The following is a 17,509-nucleotide window of genomic DNA, read 5'->3' as shown; positions in this document are numbered from 1 at the left end:
AGCAGTCGCATCAGGGCGGTCTCAGCCGTTAACCACTGGATCCAACAGAGGGCTGGGTGCACCGTGCCAAGTGATGGCTAATACATCTCGGGCACGGGTCGCGGCGACGAACAGCAGCGACCGGGCCTTGCGTTGCTCGAGCTCGTACCGCTGCGGGTCGGACCGGCGGTAGCGTTCGATGTAGGGACGTGGGATCGCACCCTTGCGCACTCCGATGATCGCCAGCCGCTGATACTCAAGGCCCTTGAACCGGTGCATCGTCCCCACGTGAATCTCGCCGTCGCCACGCGGCCCGTCCTTAGTGAGCTCAGCGCAGGTCAGGCCGCCCTGTGTCTCCAGGTACTCGATGACCTGGGTCAGCTGTTCGTGATCCGCGACCGCGACCGCGACGTGGCCGGACGGGTCTTGGCGGGCGCCACTGTCGTCCGTCGAGAGTTCGTCGCGCCATCCCTGTAGCAGTGTGCCGACGCCGGCCAGTTCGCCCGGCCAGTTCTGATATCCCAAAAAGGTCGGTGTGGGGCCGTGCAGCACGGACCGGAATCCCGAGAGGTTGTCGACGCCGTCGTCGAGATCGTCGTAGACGGTCTTGTTGCCTTCGGCCATCCGGAGGGCGTGTTCCAGGATCTCGCGGGTGGTGCGGTAGCTAAGTGTCAACCGACGTGAGCGGCCCCGGATGTTGATGCCCAGGGCACCCAGGGAGACCTGGTGGTCATAGATCCGCTGGTGAGTGTCGCCGGCGATGAAGAGGTCATTCGCGCCGGGCTCAACCATGGCGCGCAACATCTTCCAGTGAGCGGCGCGGAGGTCCTGGGCTTCGTCGACGATGACGTGCCGGTACCGGTGCGCGAAAGGCCGAGAGCCGGAGCTGTCGTCAGCCGTCGGAGGGGAGCTTCGGTACCGCTCCGCTGCGGCGGCGCGTTCGATCTCGAAGCGGGCGGCGCGTTCGGCGGCCTGGCCCCAGGTCTCGGCGCCGAGCTTGTCCAGACGGGCGGCGAACTGCTCGATGAGCTTCCAGATCTGGCTGCGTTCTGGGCGGGTGAGTGCGCGGCCACGCCCGCCGCGTCGGGCGCTAAAGTAGTCCGACCGGGTTGTCAGTGCCTGGCCGAGAATAACCTGCTCCCATTCGTCGAGGAGAAAGTCTGCCTCCCAGCGCTGTTCGTCGAGTTCGAGGAGGAGCTGACGCATCTCGATCATGGCTGCCTGATCGCTGATGCGCTTGCGCCGGTTGCGCTGATCGGTGTTCTCACCGATGACACGGGCGGCGAGCTGGTCAATGTGCATGACGTCAACCCTCGCCAGCAGCTCCGGTTCGCTGATCAGCGAGGTGAGGCGGAGCCGCAGGTCGGCGGCGAGGTTGGCGGTGAAGGTTGTAAGCAGAATCTGCACACCGTCGCCGGTCAGCTGCTCGACGAGATACTTGACCCGGTGCAGCGCGACGACGGTCTTGCCTGTGCCCGGACCGCCGGAGACGCGGGCCGGACCGGTGTATTGACGCCGAGCGGTTTTGGCCTGGGTCGGGTGCAGGTAGTGCTTCCAGCTACGGAAACTGCCCTCGTCCAGGGCAGCCTGCACGTCGTCGTCGATCGACGAAACATTGGTTCGGCTGACCGCGGTAGAGATGTCGGCGAGGTCCGGGGCAGTCGACAGTTTTACCGGGCGGGTCACCTCTTCGAGCACTGAATCGATGCTCATCCCTGCCGCGAGTCCGTAAAGCACGTCCTTGGACAGCAGCGGTGCACCCGAGACGAGTCGGTCGAGTTCCTCATCAGTCGTGACAGCCAAGGCCAAGTCGATGAGCTGCTCGGCAACGCCGAGGTCGCGGAGTTGGTCGGCCGTGTAGGCGCCGAGTAGGGGCGGCCGGTCTGGAACCTGATCAGGCTCTGGAATGGGAGCCGGCGTTGGTGCTACATCTTCGGGCTCGGCCGGGGTGAGCGTGATCCCGGCACGCTGCAGGGAGCTGTCACCCATCACGGCGAGGTCGACGAACTCGAGCTCTCCGGTGACTCGGTTGACCGCGACCTGGAGTTCGTCGTACACGTCCTTGCGATGCCGGACCGCGATGATCAGCCAGTGCTGGCGGCCACGCTCGTCGGTCTCGACCGGAATGAGCAGTGCCCGATACGACTGGTTGATTTTGGCGCGGTGGATGCGGGAGTCGCCCTTGAGCTTCTTCAGATCCAGGCCAGGCTGATCTGGGTTCTTCCGAAACCGGTGGCAGAAGTCGTAGAACAGTCCCTTGACCGTCCGGTCGAGCTTGTAGAGCTCTTCCTCGGCCTTGTAGTGCAGGCTGAGTCGCGCGGTCATGACTCGGAGTCTTCCATGTCGGGCAGCAGGTCTTCGAGTTCGTCGAGGTGTTGGAGCCACTCGGCCGCGGTTCGCATCGTCCAGCCTTCCTCGGCGTATGCATCGTTCCGGTGCCGTGCGTCGGTGTCATCACCGTGCAGGGCCACTACTGCGATCTTGAGGTTTGGCAGGAGCCAGGCGAAGTCGACCTGCCACCGGCCGGCGCCGAGTTCGTAGCCGAACACGGGTGCGCGTTTGCCCCGGTCGGCCAACCTGCGGGCGAGAACACCGAGGTCACCGCCGTTTTCCGGCTCATCGTCGAGGATCTCCAGGATCTCGTCGTCCCACTGCTGGTCCCGCGGTCCGGACGTCGCCGCAGCGGGTTTGTCGACGCTGACCGTCGGCTTCGGCGGCGGCGGGCCGTTCAGCGAGTCGAGTTCACCGACGCCGCCGCAGACGAGGAGGGTGTCGAGGTCGAGGTCGACGGCGGTGCTGTAGGCGAGTTGGACTCCGTCACCGCCGGCGTACGCGAGGAACTGAGTGAGGTTCGTCCAGTAGAGCCACGAGCGCCAGCGCTGCCAGTGGCCATCGCCGGTGAGTGCGGTGTCACGGTCGTCGAGAGCCGCGAGCGCCGTCCAGCGCGGGTGGTCCGGATCGTTGACGTCGAGGATGACGATGATCGGCAGCCCGCACTGATCGTGCGCCCGGAAAGCGTGCAGCGTGGCGTCCGGGTCCCCGGCAGGCGGGGGCTGTTCGGACTGGCCAGCAGTGAGTCCGTTGAGTTCGGCACGGAGCGTCTGGGCCAGTTCCCGGCGATCGGTCGTCGCCGTTAGGAGAGCGGTTCCTGGCTCGGCCAGCAGCCCGGTCACCATGGCGCCCGCCGCTGACGCCCACCGCCGCTCGTCGGGGTCTCGCAGGTAGGCGATCAGAGAGTTCACCGGATTGGTGTAGATCATGCCGGTCAGCTGGGCCCGGTTGCCGTCGAACTCCTCGTAAGCGTCCTTGGCCTGCTCCTGGGCCGTTCCTGAGTACGGCGGCCAGACCGGCCGGGTGGAGGTTGGCTGCTGCTCGAACAGCTCGATGTCGGACCAGGTGACCTGGAAGACGCGGTGGCCCTCGGCGCGTAGGACGGTCCGCTGCCGGGCGTCCGACGCGATGCGGTTGTGCTCAGGGGTGGCGTGGAACCGGAAGCCCTCCAGGTAGACGGTGACACTCTGGCTGGGACCGTCCACCCGATTGAATGTGAAGTCAGTCCTGGTCCGGCGCAGCTGCTGCTGGGCAGTCATCCGCCAGTGGACCAGGTCAGTACCGCGGGCAAAGCGCAGGTGCCCGCTGGCATGGCCGTCCTCGTCGAGCGATACGCCGTCGGTAACCGACACCCAGCCGCGCAGCAGGTCGAGGAAGCGCTGTTCGAGGTCGGATTCGAGCTGGCCGTCCAGTCCGATCTTCCGGGTGTTGGCGACCGGTTCGGTCTCCCACCCGTCGTCGTCGAAGAGCAGCGAGCTGATCATCCGAAGCGCGGTGTTGCGGGAGACAAGGTCCTGCTGCGGTTCGGGGGTGTACCGGTGCAGGCAGCGATGGCAGGCCCGGCGCTGCTCGTCCTTGCACTTGCAGTCGAGCAGCGCGGCGTGTGCCTTCAAGAGCACCTTTTGGAAGTCTTCGGCCTTGGTGAGCCGGTCCAGGTAGCCGGTGCCTCCCGGAAGCCGGTCGTAGAGGACCAGGAACCAGCGGCGTTCCCCGCTCGCCTGGTCCGGCATGGAGGCGACGGTGGTGTCCAGGTGCTGGGGGTCGCCGCCGAAGTGCAGGTCCACGCCCATCCGTAGCGCCGCCCGGAAGGAGTGCACCCGGGTGTCGACGTCGGCGGCCGCAGCGGGAAGCAGGATGCGCAGCGCCTCTGTCCGCAACTGGTGGGCGAGCAGGACCTTCTCCTGCGTGATGTTGTCCGGCTTGCCCCGGCGCAGCGGGCACCACGGGCGGTGATTCTTCAGCTGTGGGTTACGCGTCTGGGAGGAGGTGAGAGCGTCCGATTCGAGATTGAAGACCGGCTGACCGTCCGCGCTCGTTGCCCCACATCCGGTGCAGACGTGGAACGGATTAATCCGTACGGTGTGCCCGGCGAAGTCGTCCCGCGGCGGCGCGTCATAGCGGGCCGGCCCGACGTTGATGCGCCGGATCATCGCGCGCCGGCAGTAGTCGACGCCGAACGTCTGGTGCGCGTGCCGCCACGAACCGGGGGCGATCTCGCCGTCGGGGAAGTCGACCGCGTCGACGACCGTGTAGAAGCGACGGTCGCGTTCGTCCTTGTCGTCCCGGATCCGGGCGTCTTCCCGCAGGTCACGCGAAGTCACGGTCGACGGCTCGACGATTTGGAAGAGGCAGCCGTCGTCGGCGATGTAGGTGCTGTCGCAGCGGGGGCAGGCAGACCGGTCGTGCACGGCGTCTTCTGTGCGGATGTACCCGCAACCGGGGCAGACGCGCCAATGATGCCACTCGGGCCGGCCAGACGTGATGATGTCGATGCCGGTAATCTGGTGGCGGTAGCCGTTGACGTAGAAGGTGTTGCCGGGGGCGAACTCCTCCAGGGCGTATCGGCGGGGCCGCTGGTAGCTCACCGGTTTCGACTTGTACCGGGGCGTCTTGCCGTCCTTCGGGCTCACACCGTCCGGCCCGTACAGCGTGGCGTTGAGTGTGGTGACTGTGTCGACCAGAGCGTAGTTGGGCAGCAGGCCCAGATCGCACAACGCACCCTGCGCCGTGGTCTGGCCGAGGTCCATCAGCCGTTTGCCGAGCGCACGCCGCTCGGCATCCAGCATCGCCTTCTCATCCGCCTCGTCAGGGTCGGAGTCGTGCAGCTCGTCGTAGGCCTCGCTGATCGTCCGGATCCGGGCCCGCAACCCTTCGTCCTGGCGTCGCCACTCCCGCTCGGCTTCCTCCAGCGCCGCCCGCAGGCCGCGTGTGGCGTACTCGATAAGATCGATGCGGGCATCGTCGGTGACACCGCGTGGCAACAGGTCGGCGCGGTCGTCGCGGGGAAACAGCCGAAGGAAACCCGCCACGAGTTCGGCGGCCTGGGTGATGGCGACCTCGATCAGGTCGACGAGATACCCGGACGGCCCGAATAGCGCGTTCACCCGGTCCGGCAGCGCCCGCAGCACGACCCCGTCAGGGCGGACAAGGCGGCCGGCCGCGGCGAGGTCGAGAAGGTGGGCGAGGTACTGCCGGCGCAGGATCTCCACCGCGGACAGGTAACAGCCCGGCGGCACGATCGTCCCGGTGATGAGTTCCTTCGGCTGATCCAGGAAGTACAGGTCACGCCGGGAACGGTCGGCGATGGTCAGCAGGAACGCGTTGCCGGTACGCCGTCCGGCACGTCCGGTCTGCTGGGCGTAGCCCGCTGGTCGGCGAGGCAGCGCGGCGAGTACCACAGCGGAGAGGTCCCCGATGTCGATACCCATCTCCAGCGTCGGCGTGCAGGACAGGACATTCGGGTTCTTGAACGCCACTACGCCCGTCTCGTCGGGCTTGCGGCCTCGCTTGAACGCCTGCTCGACCCGTTCCCGCTGCTGGCGGGTGAGCATGCCGGTGTGTTCGGCGGTGTTCACCTGATAGGTGCCCGCCTGCCGGTAAAGCCGGCGGTAGTAGTCCTGGGTGTAGTCACGGTCACGCTGGTGGCGCCCGAGTTCCATCGGCCGGTTGCCGGCGATCAGGCGGCCGGTGCGGCACCGATAGGCCGGGCACCGCTGGCCGTGCCACTGGTCGAGCAGTGACGGATGCACCGTCTGCTCCCAGAAACAGACCGGGCAACGTACGAAAGCCTCCCGCACCTGGCCGTCGTCCAGCAGCAGGGCTTCTACGTTGCCCGGCTGCAGGCCGTAGATGCGGGCGGAGGAATCATTCGGGGTACGAACCGACAACAGCCCAGCCGAGGCCAGCTCAGGCAGCAGCCGGTACCAGAACTCCGGGATGACCTCCCGCGACAGGCCGAGCGTGCGTCCCGCCCATCGCTCGTACCAGGACAGCCGGCCGGAGGCCACGTCGAAGTCACTGCCGTTCTTCGGCGCCGCGAGCAGGAACTTCGGCGCCGCGACCCGGTTCGGGAACGCTCGCATGCCCTGCGGACGCTGTCCCCAGATAAAGTACCGGCTCGTCCCGGCCTCGTCGATGTACTTGCTCAGCCACTTGTGCGAGACAGCGCCGCGGCTGCGAAGCCGTTCCAGAAATACCCGGACGAAACCCAGGTAGGTGGCGTCGTCGGCCTCCATGATCGGCAGGCCGTCCCGGCCCAGATCGAGATGGATCTCCTTGACCATCGCCGTGACGGCGGCCGGATCGGCGAGGTGGATGTGCGCCGCCGCGGTGCGGGTGAGCTCCAGCGTGCGGCCGTTGCGGGAGCGGAACCCGAACTCCATCAGCGTCTCGAACGCCAGCCGCTGCCCGATCAACTGCCAGGTTGCGATATCGCCACCACGTCCACGGCCAGACAGTAGGCGGTCGACACCGAGCAGGCCATGCAGATCCGGAGGTACGACCGCAGCGAGGGTCTGCGGATCGGTCGTCGCCGACACAACGTCGGCGATCAGGTCGTTCAGAGCGGTGGCGGACTCCTGGCGCAGGTGCGCGGCGAGCAACGCTCGCAGCGAGAAGGTGTACGACCGGTTCGCCACGAACCCGGCCCGGTGCGCCGCATCCTGGACCGAGTCGTTGAACATGAGGGTCTTATCCTCGAACGCCTCCTTGTCCAGCTCGCCAGCGGTGAACAATTGCGTGATCGCCGCTGCCGCCAGCGCTGCCGCACCGGTGCCGAGGAAGCGGATGGCGTTGCGCTCACCGCATGCCGGGCACCAGTCCTCCGCCGCGGCCGTGTTGGCCGTCGAACCAAGGTTGACCAGCAGGAAGGTCGAATCCCGCGCGGTTAGTGCGGGCTGTCCGTCCTCGTTGTAGTCGGAGCCCGGGTCCGGTAGCCGCAGCCGCTGCCGGACGGCGTCCAGCACCATCAGCGTCCCGCCAGAACCCTGTGCCGCCGACGGTGCTCCGACGCGCTGGCCGGCGTCACGCATCGTGTTGCGGCCGGCGCCCTCGGCGGCCTCCCGGTCGGTGGCCGCGATCAGGTAGCGGATCCGGACCTTGTCCTGCCCCGTCGATGCCCGGCGGATCTTGTAGCTGTCGAACTGGACGTCCCAGTCGTCGCTCTCCGGCGAGAAGACCGCCCAGCCGGAGCGACCACACTCCCGGCAGTAGACCGCCGGCAGGAACAGGTTCGCGGCCTGCCCGGCGGTCGCGGTCGTCACGGGTACCGTCACCACGCCCTGATCGGTGCCGGGATCGCGGGTCCCGGCGACGTCCCACCGGAACTCCGCCTTCGGCCACGGCAACACCCCACGCAGCAGCCGGGTCACCGCCCGAGCCCACTGGTGCACCTCGACATGCACGAACGGCCGGAGCTCGCCGGGCGGAGAATGAGGATCACGGGCGTACGAGAGCAGCGCCACGAACCTGGCCAGCGCCGCGGCGGCCTTCTCCGGCTGCCGAGTGATCGCCGACGACCAGCTCTGCGCGCCGGCACGCCACATCAGCCGCAGCACGTCCGGGCCACTCTTCACATCGCCCTCGAGAGCGATGAGCAACGCCTTGGTGAATAGGTGCCGTTTGAGTCGCCTTCCGAGCTCGATCTGATCCAGATCGTCGACACCGGTCACAGCATGCGCCAGCAGCAGGAGCGCATCGTCGCCGCTGGTTGGGTCCGGCAGAGCGAGCAGCTCGTCCGGCGTCGGGGTCGGCAGGATCACGTCCTCGTCCGGTAGCTCCCCGATATCGCGCAGTGGGATGAACTCGTCGATAGTGAGGCGATCCTCACCGACGATCGCCTCAGCGGCGAACGGGGTGCCGAACACCGCTGTCGCCACCTTTAGCAGATCCTCGGTGGCGCGCTCGTCGGACGCCGAGGCGAGCGTCGCCGAGGTGGCCACCGGGCAGATCGGGCCCAGCGGGCGGCCCTCCTCGCCGGCGCCCACGACGGACGCGAGCCGGCGCAGCAGCATCGCGACGTCGGTACCCTGCGCGCCGTCGTAGGTGTGGAACTCGTCCACCACCACGTAGCGAAGGTCCGCGTCCTGCCACAGCGGCGCGTCGTCGACCCGCTGAAGGAGCAGGTCGAGCATCTTGTAGTTGGTGATCAGGATGTCCGGCGGGGTCAGCTGCATGTCCTGCCGCCGGGTGTAGACCCGTTCGTACTGGATCGCGGCCCGGTCACCGATGTAGAGGCCGGCCGTCACCGTGCCCAGCTCGTCGCGGTGCCCGAGAAGCAGCCCGTTGATCCGCTGCGCCTGGTCGGTGGCGAGCGCGTTCATCGGGTACAGCAGCAACGCCTTCACCCCGGACCGCCCGGCCGCCCGCTCCCGGCGACAGTGATCGAGGATCGGGTAAAGGAACGACTCCGTCTTACCGGAGCCTGTGCCCGTGGTGACCAGCGTCGGCTCCGGCACGTGACCATTCGCCGAGCTCAACCGGGCAAAAGCCCGAGCCTGATGGGCGTACGGCGTCCAGCCCTCCCGCCGCCACTCCAGATGCTGCTCCCAACCCGGCGCCGCCGTGGTGAACGGAGTCCTGATCCGCAGGAACGGCCCACGGAACATCCCCGACGTCTCGTTGCCGAGGAATCGGTGCAGCGCCTCTCGGGCACCCTCGTCGGCCAGCGCGTAGGTGGTCGACAGGTACTGCAGCAGGCTCTCCTTCAGCCCGCGCGCCTCCAGGGTCGGCCTCACTGCTTCGCCGCCTTCCGCGCGACCGGATCCCACTCGCCGCGAGCGATCGCCGCATCCAGCCGAGCCTGGAACACCGCGTGCGCCGCTGTCATTTCAGCCACCCGGTCCGCCTTGTAGAACGGCGGCGTGAAGCCCTCCGGAGGCGCAACGGTCTTCGGCTCGGACTTGTCATTCTGGTACGCCTCGAACTGCGCCCAGGTCGCCTTCGTCTGCCGCTGACCGATCGTCCGGGCGTTGCCGGCGAGCTTCCACCCATCCGTGTCAAACCAGGTCACGGCCTCGTACTTCTGCAGAACGGGGAAGCGACCCCGGTAGGCAGCAACCAACGCCTCGGCGCTCATACCCAGCCAGACGGCCACAAGGGCATCGATCTCGACAAGCGCTGCTCGCCGGTCCCGTTCGCTCCGCAGCGGCGTTTCCGAGGTCCACTCCGGGCCGACATCACCCAGCGGTTCTGCCCCAGCCCAGTCCCGTGCCCAGGTCTCGCTGGCTGCCCACCTCGGGTTGTACAACTCGGCCCACAGATCCCGGTAAGCCGAGGTCAGACAGTTAAGCCGAAGCGTTCGAAGAAGGAGCGCATCTACAAACGGATGATCTTCATCAGGCGCCGGCATGGCCTTGGAACCCGCCACCCGCAGGTCTCCCCGACCGGTCGCCCTCAATAGATAGTCGAGAGGAAGTGACGCCCAGAAGCCCGCCACCAGGACGTTGGCCTGGTTATTCGGCATCGTCAGGGTATGCATCGCGTCGATGTGAGCAGGCCCTGGAGGGATGATGGCTGCGTAGAGGGCGCGTTCGGTGTTCGGGGCGATCTGACGGCGCCAGGCGAGCCGGTAGAAGTCGACGTAGGGTCGGCGTGACTTCTGGATCAGGATGGCGTCGATCTTCTCCGGGTCGACGTCCGACTCGGGGATGTTCTCCAACTCGGCGATCAGCGCCCGTGCGTCGCCGAGAGCCTCGGTGTCGGAGCGGAGCCGCGCAAGCTCGATGTGATCGATCCACCGGTCATGAGCGTCCCGGAACGCGTCCTTGCGACCGGGAACCACGACATATGCGGTGTCCGGCACGAAGTCGGTCGGCAAGCTGACGAGGTTGGCGCCGTAGGGATCGTTGCTGTTCGCATCGTGCCGCTTGAACACCGGCGTAGCGATGCTCAGTTGGGTTCCCTTCAAGACGATTTCGTCCCAACTTTTCGGCTGATACTCTCGTCCTGTGTTCGGATCCGGCCTGTTGTAGTCGATCAGCCTCGTCTTCTTGGCGCCAGCCTCGTCGAAGCCTCGCGAAATCTGCGGTTCGAGCGATCCAAGCCTGAGGGGGTAGATGGCCAACGCTTCGATAGCGGATGCCTCGGCGGTGCTTACCGGGAACAGCAGACGCGCCTGACTGATTGGTCGATGCTCCTCGTCGAGCAGTTTCCGCCAGACGTCAAGAACCTCCTCGTTCACGGTCACGACCCGGCTCCGGTGGGGTCGCTCATCGAACTCGCGATTCATGAAACGGATGCCCGGAACGTCCCCGGAACCGTCGTGGTCGCCGGAGAGCCGCAGGGCGTCGGCCGACACCAACCACGAGAGATGGGCGAAGCTGATCTCTCTCTCGCGGCCGTACACATGAATGCCGAAGTGGGCCGTGTCGCCGACCGGACGCGGGAAAAACCGCTGACCCGAGTTGACAAAGTCGCCGTGGATGCGGAGCCGGTGATACGCGGCGGCTCGCAGTGGCCCTTCCTTCTCGCCGGCGAAGTGGGTGTCCGGGTGCAGCATGCCAGCGGTCCCTCGGCGCGACATGTGCGCCCAGATCTGGCACATGAAGGCACGGTAGAGATCCGGCTGGGTGCCAGCCAGCAGCGGATACATCTGGGGTGCCCCGAGAAGCGCCACCGCCGCGCTGTTGTTGGTCAGTTCGTCAAGGACAAATGCCTTGATGTGCGGTTTCGTGAGTAGATCGCGGCGACGGCGTTCCTTGTCGGACTCGGATGGCCGGTCGGCGAGTTCGAACCAGGGCTCGTGCTCGGCCATCACCGCGTCGAAGTCCCAGCGGGGCCGAACCCAGGGCGGGTTGCCTACCTGGAGGTCAAAGCCGCCTCGTTCGGCGAAGATGAGTGCGAACTCCAGCTCCCAGTGCAGGAAGCCCTGCCGGTCGGCGATGTCGCGGACGACCCGCAGCCACGGGAACCGGTCTTCCGGCGGCTTGGTGTCCATGTTCAAGAACCCGGACAGGGACTTCTCGAAATCCTTCAGCTTGTCGAGCGTGTCGTACGCGTCGAGGAAACTGTTCTGCGGGACGTCGGCGGTGCCGAGGACTGCTTCGAGGAAGTCGAGCCAGTCGTCGAGGTTCTTCAGGGGGATGACTCGGCGGAGTGCCGGCGCCGAGGACTTCGGGGCCTTCGCAGGCTTCTTCTGGGGCTGCTGCGTTACGGGTGCCGGCTCGGGCTCCAGACCCCAACCAAGTTCGTCGAGGGTCGTCTGGTCGCCGTCCATGGGGAAGAGCGTCATCGGCCGCGAGATCATGCGCCGGGCAGCTGGCGACGAGGGCGCAACCGCAGTGGATGTCGCCTGCTGCGGCAGTTCGGCTGGTGGGTCGGTGCCGGGAACCGTGGTGTCGATCAGGCGGGCCAGGCTGTCGCGTGTGATGCTGCCACTGACCTCGTACTCCTCGTCGGTGCCATCGAGCAGCCGGGCCTGGTCGGACGGCCAGAACCAGAGGGCACACCAGGCGTCCATGACCAGCTTCAGCCGCCAGTACGGGGTGTCGACTGCCTCGAAGAGGTCCCGGAGCACGTCCTCCTTGGGTGTCGATCGCTCTTGCTGGTGCAGGAAGCCGTACTCGGGTTCGTCCGTCCCAGCTCCCCAGATCGGGATCCGCCGGGCGATGTTCTGCTCGGACATGTCCATCCGCTTGACGACCGCGGCCCAGAGGAACTCGACTCGCCGGGCGGCGTCGCGGAGCCGGGTGAACTGGGACGGCTTCTCCTGCTGCGGCTGCTGGGTGCGGGAGACCAGTTTCGGGGTGCCGTCCGCCTTGAGATGTGAGGTGTTCCGCGTTGGCCGCTGGAGGATGCCCTTCTTCCAGTCCGCGAGCTTCTTGTTCTGGTCGGTAGAAAGCTGTTTTGCCTCGGTGTTGCCGGCGACAGCGGCCCAGCCCGGCGTGGGCAGGAGAAACTGGTGCACAGCGTCGGCCGGCAGCGGCTGAGGGTTGCCGTACTCATCGCGCATCGGCAGCGGAGTCGGGGCCAGGGTTCCCTTGGCCTTGAGCCACTCCTTGGCGGTGGAGCAGACGTCGTCGGCAGCGTAGATCGCGCGCCGGGCGCCGATGAGCGAGTTCCCGCGCCGCAGATGCAGGCCGAACCAAGGCGCGAGCATGCCCGGGTGCATGGTATTGAGCCACAGCGAGACCTCGGCCAGCTCGACGCCGGTCGGGTTGAGGTCGATGCCGTACGCGTTGTGCAGGGCGATGTAGGCCTTGACCCGCTGCTTCTCGGTGAGCATCTGCCCGGACGGGATGGACCGCCCCAGCTCGTCCTGTCGCCGACGCAGGTACTCCTCGGCGACCTGGTTGATAGCCTCGTTCAGGAACGCGCCGGAACCGAGCGCTGGTTCGCAGAGGCGGTACAACAGCAGCTCTGCTGCTCGGGTCTTGATCGTGTTGCCGTCGGCGTCGCGTTCCTGGTCGAGCTGCTCCTTGAGCGCCAGCTCGACGGTGACCTTCGTCAGTGACTCCGGCGTGTAGTACGAGGCGGAGGTCTCACGCTCACGGCCGGAAAGCCGGTAGACGAACGAGCCCTTCGCGTACTTCTTGACGCCGCGCAGGCCGTGTCGGGCGTCGGCCTCGTTGTAGCGGACCAGCGTCTCGTCCGGGTAGTCCTGCTGGCGGTGGGCGGGCACCAGCCACGAGCCCTCGTCCGGGTTCCCTTCGCGGGCGACCTCGCAGAGTTCCTCGTCGGCGATGATGCCGGTGTAGGACATCAGGGCCTCGTAGACGGCGCCGAGCTGGTTGATGCCGAGGTTACGGTAGGAGACGAAGCCGCCGCGCTCGCCCTTTTTGCCCTGCTTCATGGTGAGCAGGCGCAGCACCTGGTGCAGGGCGGCGTTCCGGGGCCGTAGGTCGAGCCAGCGCGGATCTTCGTCCTCGTCGCTACGCGGGTCGTGGGTGCGGGTGCCGATCAGCCGGATGGCGCCCGGTTCGAGCAGAGTGCTGCGCAGCGCTTCGAACCGCAGTCCGTGATCCTCGCTGCGGCGTTCGGCCTTCTCCTTGCGGGTCGCCTCGTCATCGCCGGGGAGGTCGTCGTCGGGTTCGGTGCCGTACTGCCGGTGCCCGAAGTTGACCTTGTTGAACAGTAGGTCGAGGGACGCGTACAGATGGAAGCCGTTTCTCGACTCCTCCTCGACGAGCTCTTCGTCGAGGGCGCACAGCTCCCGCAGCCGGGCCATCGAGTAGCCGCTCTCGTAGCTGCCGTCGTCGGTCGGCAGGATGCCCAGCTCGGGCCGGGCCTCGGCGTAGAGCAGGAAGAGGACCCGGTAGAGGTATCGCAGGCACTCGCGGGTCAGCTCCCGGGCGAACGGCAGCTTCGGGCTCTCGATGTCCTCCGGGCGTACGTTGTTGCCCGACTCCGCCATGCGGAGCAGAACCTCGTTGGCGAGGATCTCGACGGAGCGTTGCAGGCCGTGCCGCAGTTCCTTGGAGACGCCGACGGCGTTGGTGCTGGAGTTCTTCAGCAGTACGTCGATGCGGCGGGTCGGATCGTTGTCGCCGGGGCGCAGCATGTCGCGGCTGAACAGAGCGGCGATGGTCGACAGTTCGCCGGTCTGGGTCCGGTCGTAGCGTTCCAACGCCGTGTCGAGGTTCGCGGCGAGATAGCGCCCCTCGGCCCAGGTGCCACGGTCGGCGAGGATGATCACGCCGCCGTGCAGCAGCAGGACGAAACGCGGGTGGGCGCCGCCGGGACCGCCGATCTCGCTCTGGAACAGCCACGACGCGAGCGCCGGGCCGGTCTCGTACTTCTCGGACCCGGTGATGTGCAGGGGATGCAGCAGGCGCCCGGCACCGTTCGGGTCGAGAGCCGCGTCGGCGTTGCCGGTCCAGCCGCAGTCCAGGGCGATGATCTCGTCGGTGTGCAGTGCGGCAGTGACGGTGTGGTCGCGGCCGGCCCGGTGCGCGACGAGTTCGACAGGCGCGGGCTCGAAGCCGAGCGCCCGCAGCACCTCCTGGTGCCACTCGGTCAGCCGTTTGCGCCACTCCGGGTTGTCGTAGGTAGCCAGGCGGATCAGGCCGTCGCCGTCGAGTTCCGCGGCCCCGGCGAAGTAGAGCCGGCCGTCCTCGCCGAGGTAGCTGCCGCGCAGACCACGGATGAGCTCGCGCGGCGTACGCCGTGGGTCGTTCTCGTCGCCCTCGCGCCCGGTCCAGACCGCGAAAATCCCTTTCCGCAGGTCGGCGTCCAGGTCTTCGGCCAGGTAGTGCGCGGAGAAGTACTCGCCCCGGTTGGTGAGTGAGTCGTAGTCGCGGCTCATCGGTGTGTTCCCTTCACCCCGTCAGCGAGCGGTTCCAGCACGGCCAGCAGGCGCAGCATCGGCGCCCCGACCGACTCCAGCGACGCCACCAGCTGAATCAGCCGCTCGGCCGTGCTGTCGACCTGCCGGTGATCCGGCCGTGACCCCGCGAACAGCGCCTCCTGTTTCCATATGCTGACCTTCTTGCGGTACGGCGCCAGCGCCTCCTTGAGGCTGTCGCGGTAGCTGCCCTCGATCTCGCTGAAGTATCGGCGAGCTTCCTCGATCGCGTCTGGTACCAGCTTCGTCAGTCCGTCCAAGTCACTTGGTACCGCGCGGGCCGGCATCCGCGGACCGAGACCGTATTCAACCAGCAGTTCTGGAGTCAGCTCCCGGGTCTCGGGAGCGTCGGGCAGCCCGGTGACCGCCATCCACTTGACTATGGTCGGCCGGCCGAGCCGGTTCGATGCGATGCCTTGGACGAGGAAGACCGGCTCGGTCACACTCGCGGTCAGGACTGGTGCCTCGTGCCGGCCGACCTCGACGAGCACCTTGTCGGTGAGCCAGTCCAGCACCGGATGAACGTCGGTCACGTAGGAGACCGTCGGCCATTGCGAGTCCGAACTCTCCCGTGCGGCCGTCAGCCGGTTGTCGGCGAGATCCTTCGAGAAGGTGATGCGGAGCCGGCCGGGCGAGTCCGGGCCGGGCAGGATTTGCTGCTCCTTCAGATACGAACGGGGCAGCGACCGCAGTCGGTACAGCAGGTCCGCCGGCGGCTCGAATGCGATGGTGCCGTTGTCGTCGCGGTAGAGCGACAGTTGGTCCTCGGGATTGGGCCGGCAGATCTGCCGGAGACCCTCGTTGAAGTAGTCCGCCGTCGAGGAGAAGAGTGTCAAGACCTCCGCTCTGCGGATCTCCTTGCGTTCCGGGACAGCGCCGACCTGGCTGACGAGCTTGGCCAGGAATCCGGTCCGGCCGGTTCGGGACTTCTTGATCGACTGCTCGACGGTACGGCCGGCGACCAGGTCCTTGATCAGGCGATCCTCTTCCTCCGACGCCCGGTACAGGCCGGTCACCGCCTCCGCAGAGCCCTCGATCTTGTGGGCTTCGGCTTCCCTTGCCAGCAGCTTCTCGCCGACCAGCCGGTCGTCCAGAGTGCGTGGCGCGCCGGACTCTGGATCGGTGCGCCACGGCAGGTCGCTGGTAAGCACCAGGGCCCGGAACTGCGGTGAGTGTTTCTGCCCATACCGGTCGATGCGACCGTTGCGCTGCTCGATTCGGATCAGCGACCACGGCAGGTCGTAGTGGACCAGGATGTGGCATTGCTGTTGAAGGTTGACGCCTTCTGAGGCGATGTCGCCAGTGAACAGCATCCGGACCGGGGCGTCACGCAGGCCGAATGCTTCGACGATGCGCTGCTGCTCCTCATCGGAGGTCGACTCGCCGTGCATGACCTGTACTGCGCCACCGAAAGCCGTCCAGGGTTTGCGATCGGCAACCTCGGCGGTAGCTGGGAAGCCGAGCACGGCGGGAACGGTCTCGGCCAGCCAGGTGAGCGTCGGGATGCGTTCCGAGAAGATCACGACCCGGGTGCCCGACCCCGGTCCTACGCCGAGTTCACGCAACTGCGCCACCAAGGCGGTCAACTTCGACGCGTCGTCGTCCTGGATGTACCCAGTCAGTTCCTGCAGCGTCAGGAGCGCTGTCCGCTCCGCAAGGCGCGCCTTATCGCCCGGCTTCTCGGCCAAGAACGTATCGATCGTTTTCAACCGCGTCCGGATCGTCGCCCGCAACGCCCGGTGCGAGGAGAGGAACGACTTGAGCAGCTGATACGGCACCAGCTGATGGGTGCTGACCGAAGTACCGCCCTCGGCCGGGATCCACCGCTCGATCAGTTCCGCGAAGACTGCGGTCTCTGCCGCGCTGGCCTGAACGTGCACTGGCGTCGACGGCCCGCGATCCGGCCAGGAACCGGTCAGCGAGTCCCGCACTTCAGGCGAGGTCTTCGTCCGGCGGATATAGAGATGCTCAAGCTGGTCGACATCGTAGTTGCTCGGATCGGCGATCGCGGCCTCGTCCAGCATGTGAATGAGCTCGGCGAACGACTCCGCTCGGCCGTTGTGCGGCGTGGCTGACGCGAGGATCAGCGCGTCGGTCTTGCGAGCGAGCAACCGGGCCAGCTCGTTGTTCTGGGTGCCCCGGTTGACCAGGTTGTGCGACTCGTCGATGACGACGGCGTCCCAGTCGGTCTGCTCCAGATGATGGGCGTAGACGGCGCTCTTCAGCGTGTCCACCGAGATGATCGCCCGCTTGAAGTACGCGAACGGGTTACGTCCCGCCGGAATCTCCCGCTGCACCCGCTGGATGCCGGTCGAGTCCAATCGGACAAGCGGGATGGCGAACCGCGTCCACATCTCCCGCTGGAACTGTTCCAGGATGTGCTGCGGCGTCACCACGAGGATCCGCTCGCCGCGACCGCGTCGGATCAGTTCAGCCAGCAAGATACCGATCTCCAGGGTCTTGCCCAGGCCCACCACGTCCGCGATCAGGATCCGAGGCTGCGGGTTCTTCATCGACAGCGCTAGCTCAGCCGGCCGCAGTTGGTGCACCTGCGGATGCATCAGGAAGCCGTCTGCGAGCGCGAGCCCGTGCTCGGTCTGCGGCAGCGCAGTCTTGCGGAATACCGCCTCCAGGAACAGCCGGGCCCGCCGGTGGTTCGCCGAGTCGTCCGCCACCAGCTTGGTCTCGCGCGGATCGAGGATTCGGATGTCGTCGAGGCTCTGATAGAAGATGGCTTCCTCGCCGCGGACGAACGGCGACACCCCAGTGACCTCGATCATCCATTTGTCGCGCCTGGTGAACGTGCTTTTGCGTATCAGCCACTGCTCGTCACGTACGAGTACCTGCGACCCCGGCGGGAAGCCGGCCGACACCTTGCCCTCGCCGGTTGCGGTCTCGGCCTCGATATTCACTCTTTGC

4 protein-coding genes are annotated in these 17,509 nt (G+C 66.9%); all 4 read right to left on the bottom strand.

Annotated elements, in window-relative coordinates:
- Positions 1 to 21: 21 nt before the first annotated feature.
- From OG811_RS10795 to OG811_RS10780, 4 genes are read right to left on the bottom strand one after another with little or no spacing between them, the layout of a single operon-like run.
- Positions 22 to 2,304 carry a UvrD-helicase domain-containing protein gene (locus OG811_RS10795; RefSeq protein WP_406073841.1) on the bottom strand — a complete coding sequence of 761 codons (2,283 nt, stop codon included), beginning with the start codon at positions 2,302 to 2,304 and terminating at the stop codon, positions 22 to 24.
- Positions 2,301 to 9,044 carry a DEAD/DEAH box helicase gene (locus OG811_RS10790; protein WP_406073840.1) on the bottom strand — a complete coding sequence of 2,248 codons (6,744 nt, stop codon included), beginning with the start codon at positions 9,042 to 9,044 and terminating at the stop codon, positions 2,301 to 2,303. Before OG811_RS10790 ends, OG811_RS10795 begins: the two co-directional genes overlap by 4 nt.
- The gene (locus tag OG811_RS10785) at positions 9,041 to 14,551 is read right to left on the bottom strand and encodes a class I SAM-dependent DNA methyltransferase (RefSeq protein ID WP_406073839.1); all 5,511 of its coding nucleotides are present in this window, start codon (positions 14,549 to 14,551) and stop codon (positions 9,041 to 9,043) included. The genes OG811_RS10790 and OG811_RS10785 overlap by 4 nt, the downstream gene beginning before the upstream one ends.
- Positions 14,548 to 17,502 (bottom strand): DEAD/DEAH box helicase, encoded by a 2,955-nt coding sequence (locus OG811_RS10780; protein WP_406073838.1) that lies wholly within the window; start codon positions 17,500 to 17,502, stop codon positions 14,548 to 14,550. Before OG811_RS10780 ends, OG811_RS10785 begins: the two co-directional genes overlap by 4 nt.
- Positions 17,503 to 17,509 lie beyond the last annotated feature (7 nt).

The organism is Micromonospora sp. NBC_01638 (assembly GCF_045209745.1).
Taxonomy (GTDB): Bacteria; Actinomycetota; Actinomycetes; order Mycobacteriales; family Micromonosporaceae; genus Micromonospora.
This window is presented reverse-complemented; position numbering and strand designations above follow the sequence as displayed.

Coding starts and splice junctions, on each gene's coding strand:
- OG811_RS10785 (WP_406073839.1), bottom strand. CDS start 14,551: ATGAGCCGCGACTACGACTCACTCACCAACCGGGGCGAGTACTTCTCC.
- OG811_RS10795 (WP_406073841.1), bottom strand. CDS start 2,304: ATGACCGCGCGACTCAGCCTGCACTACAAGGCCGAGGAAGAGCTCTAC.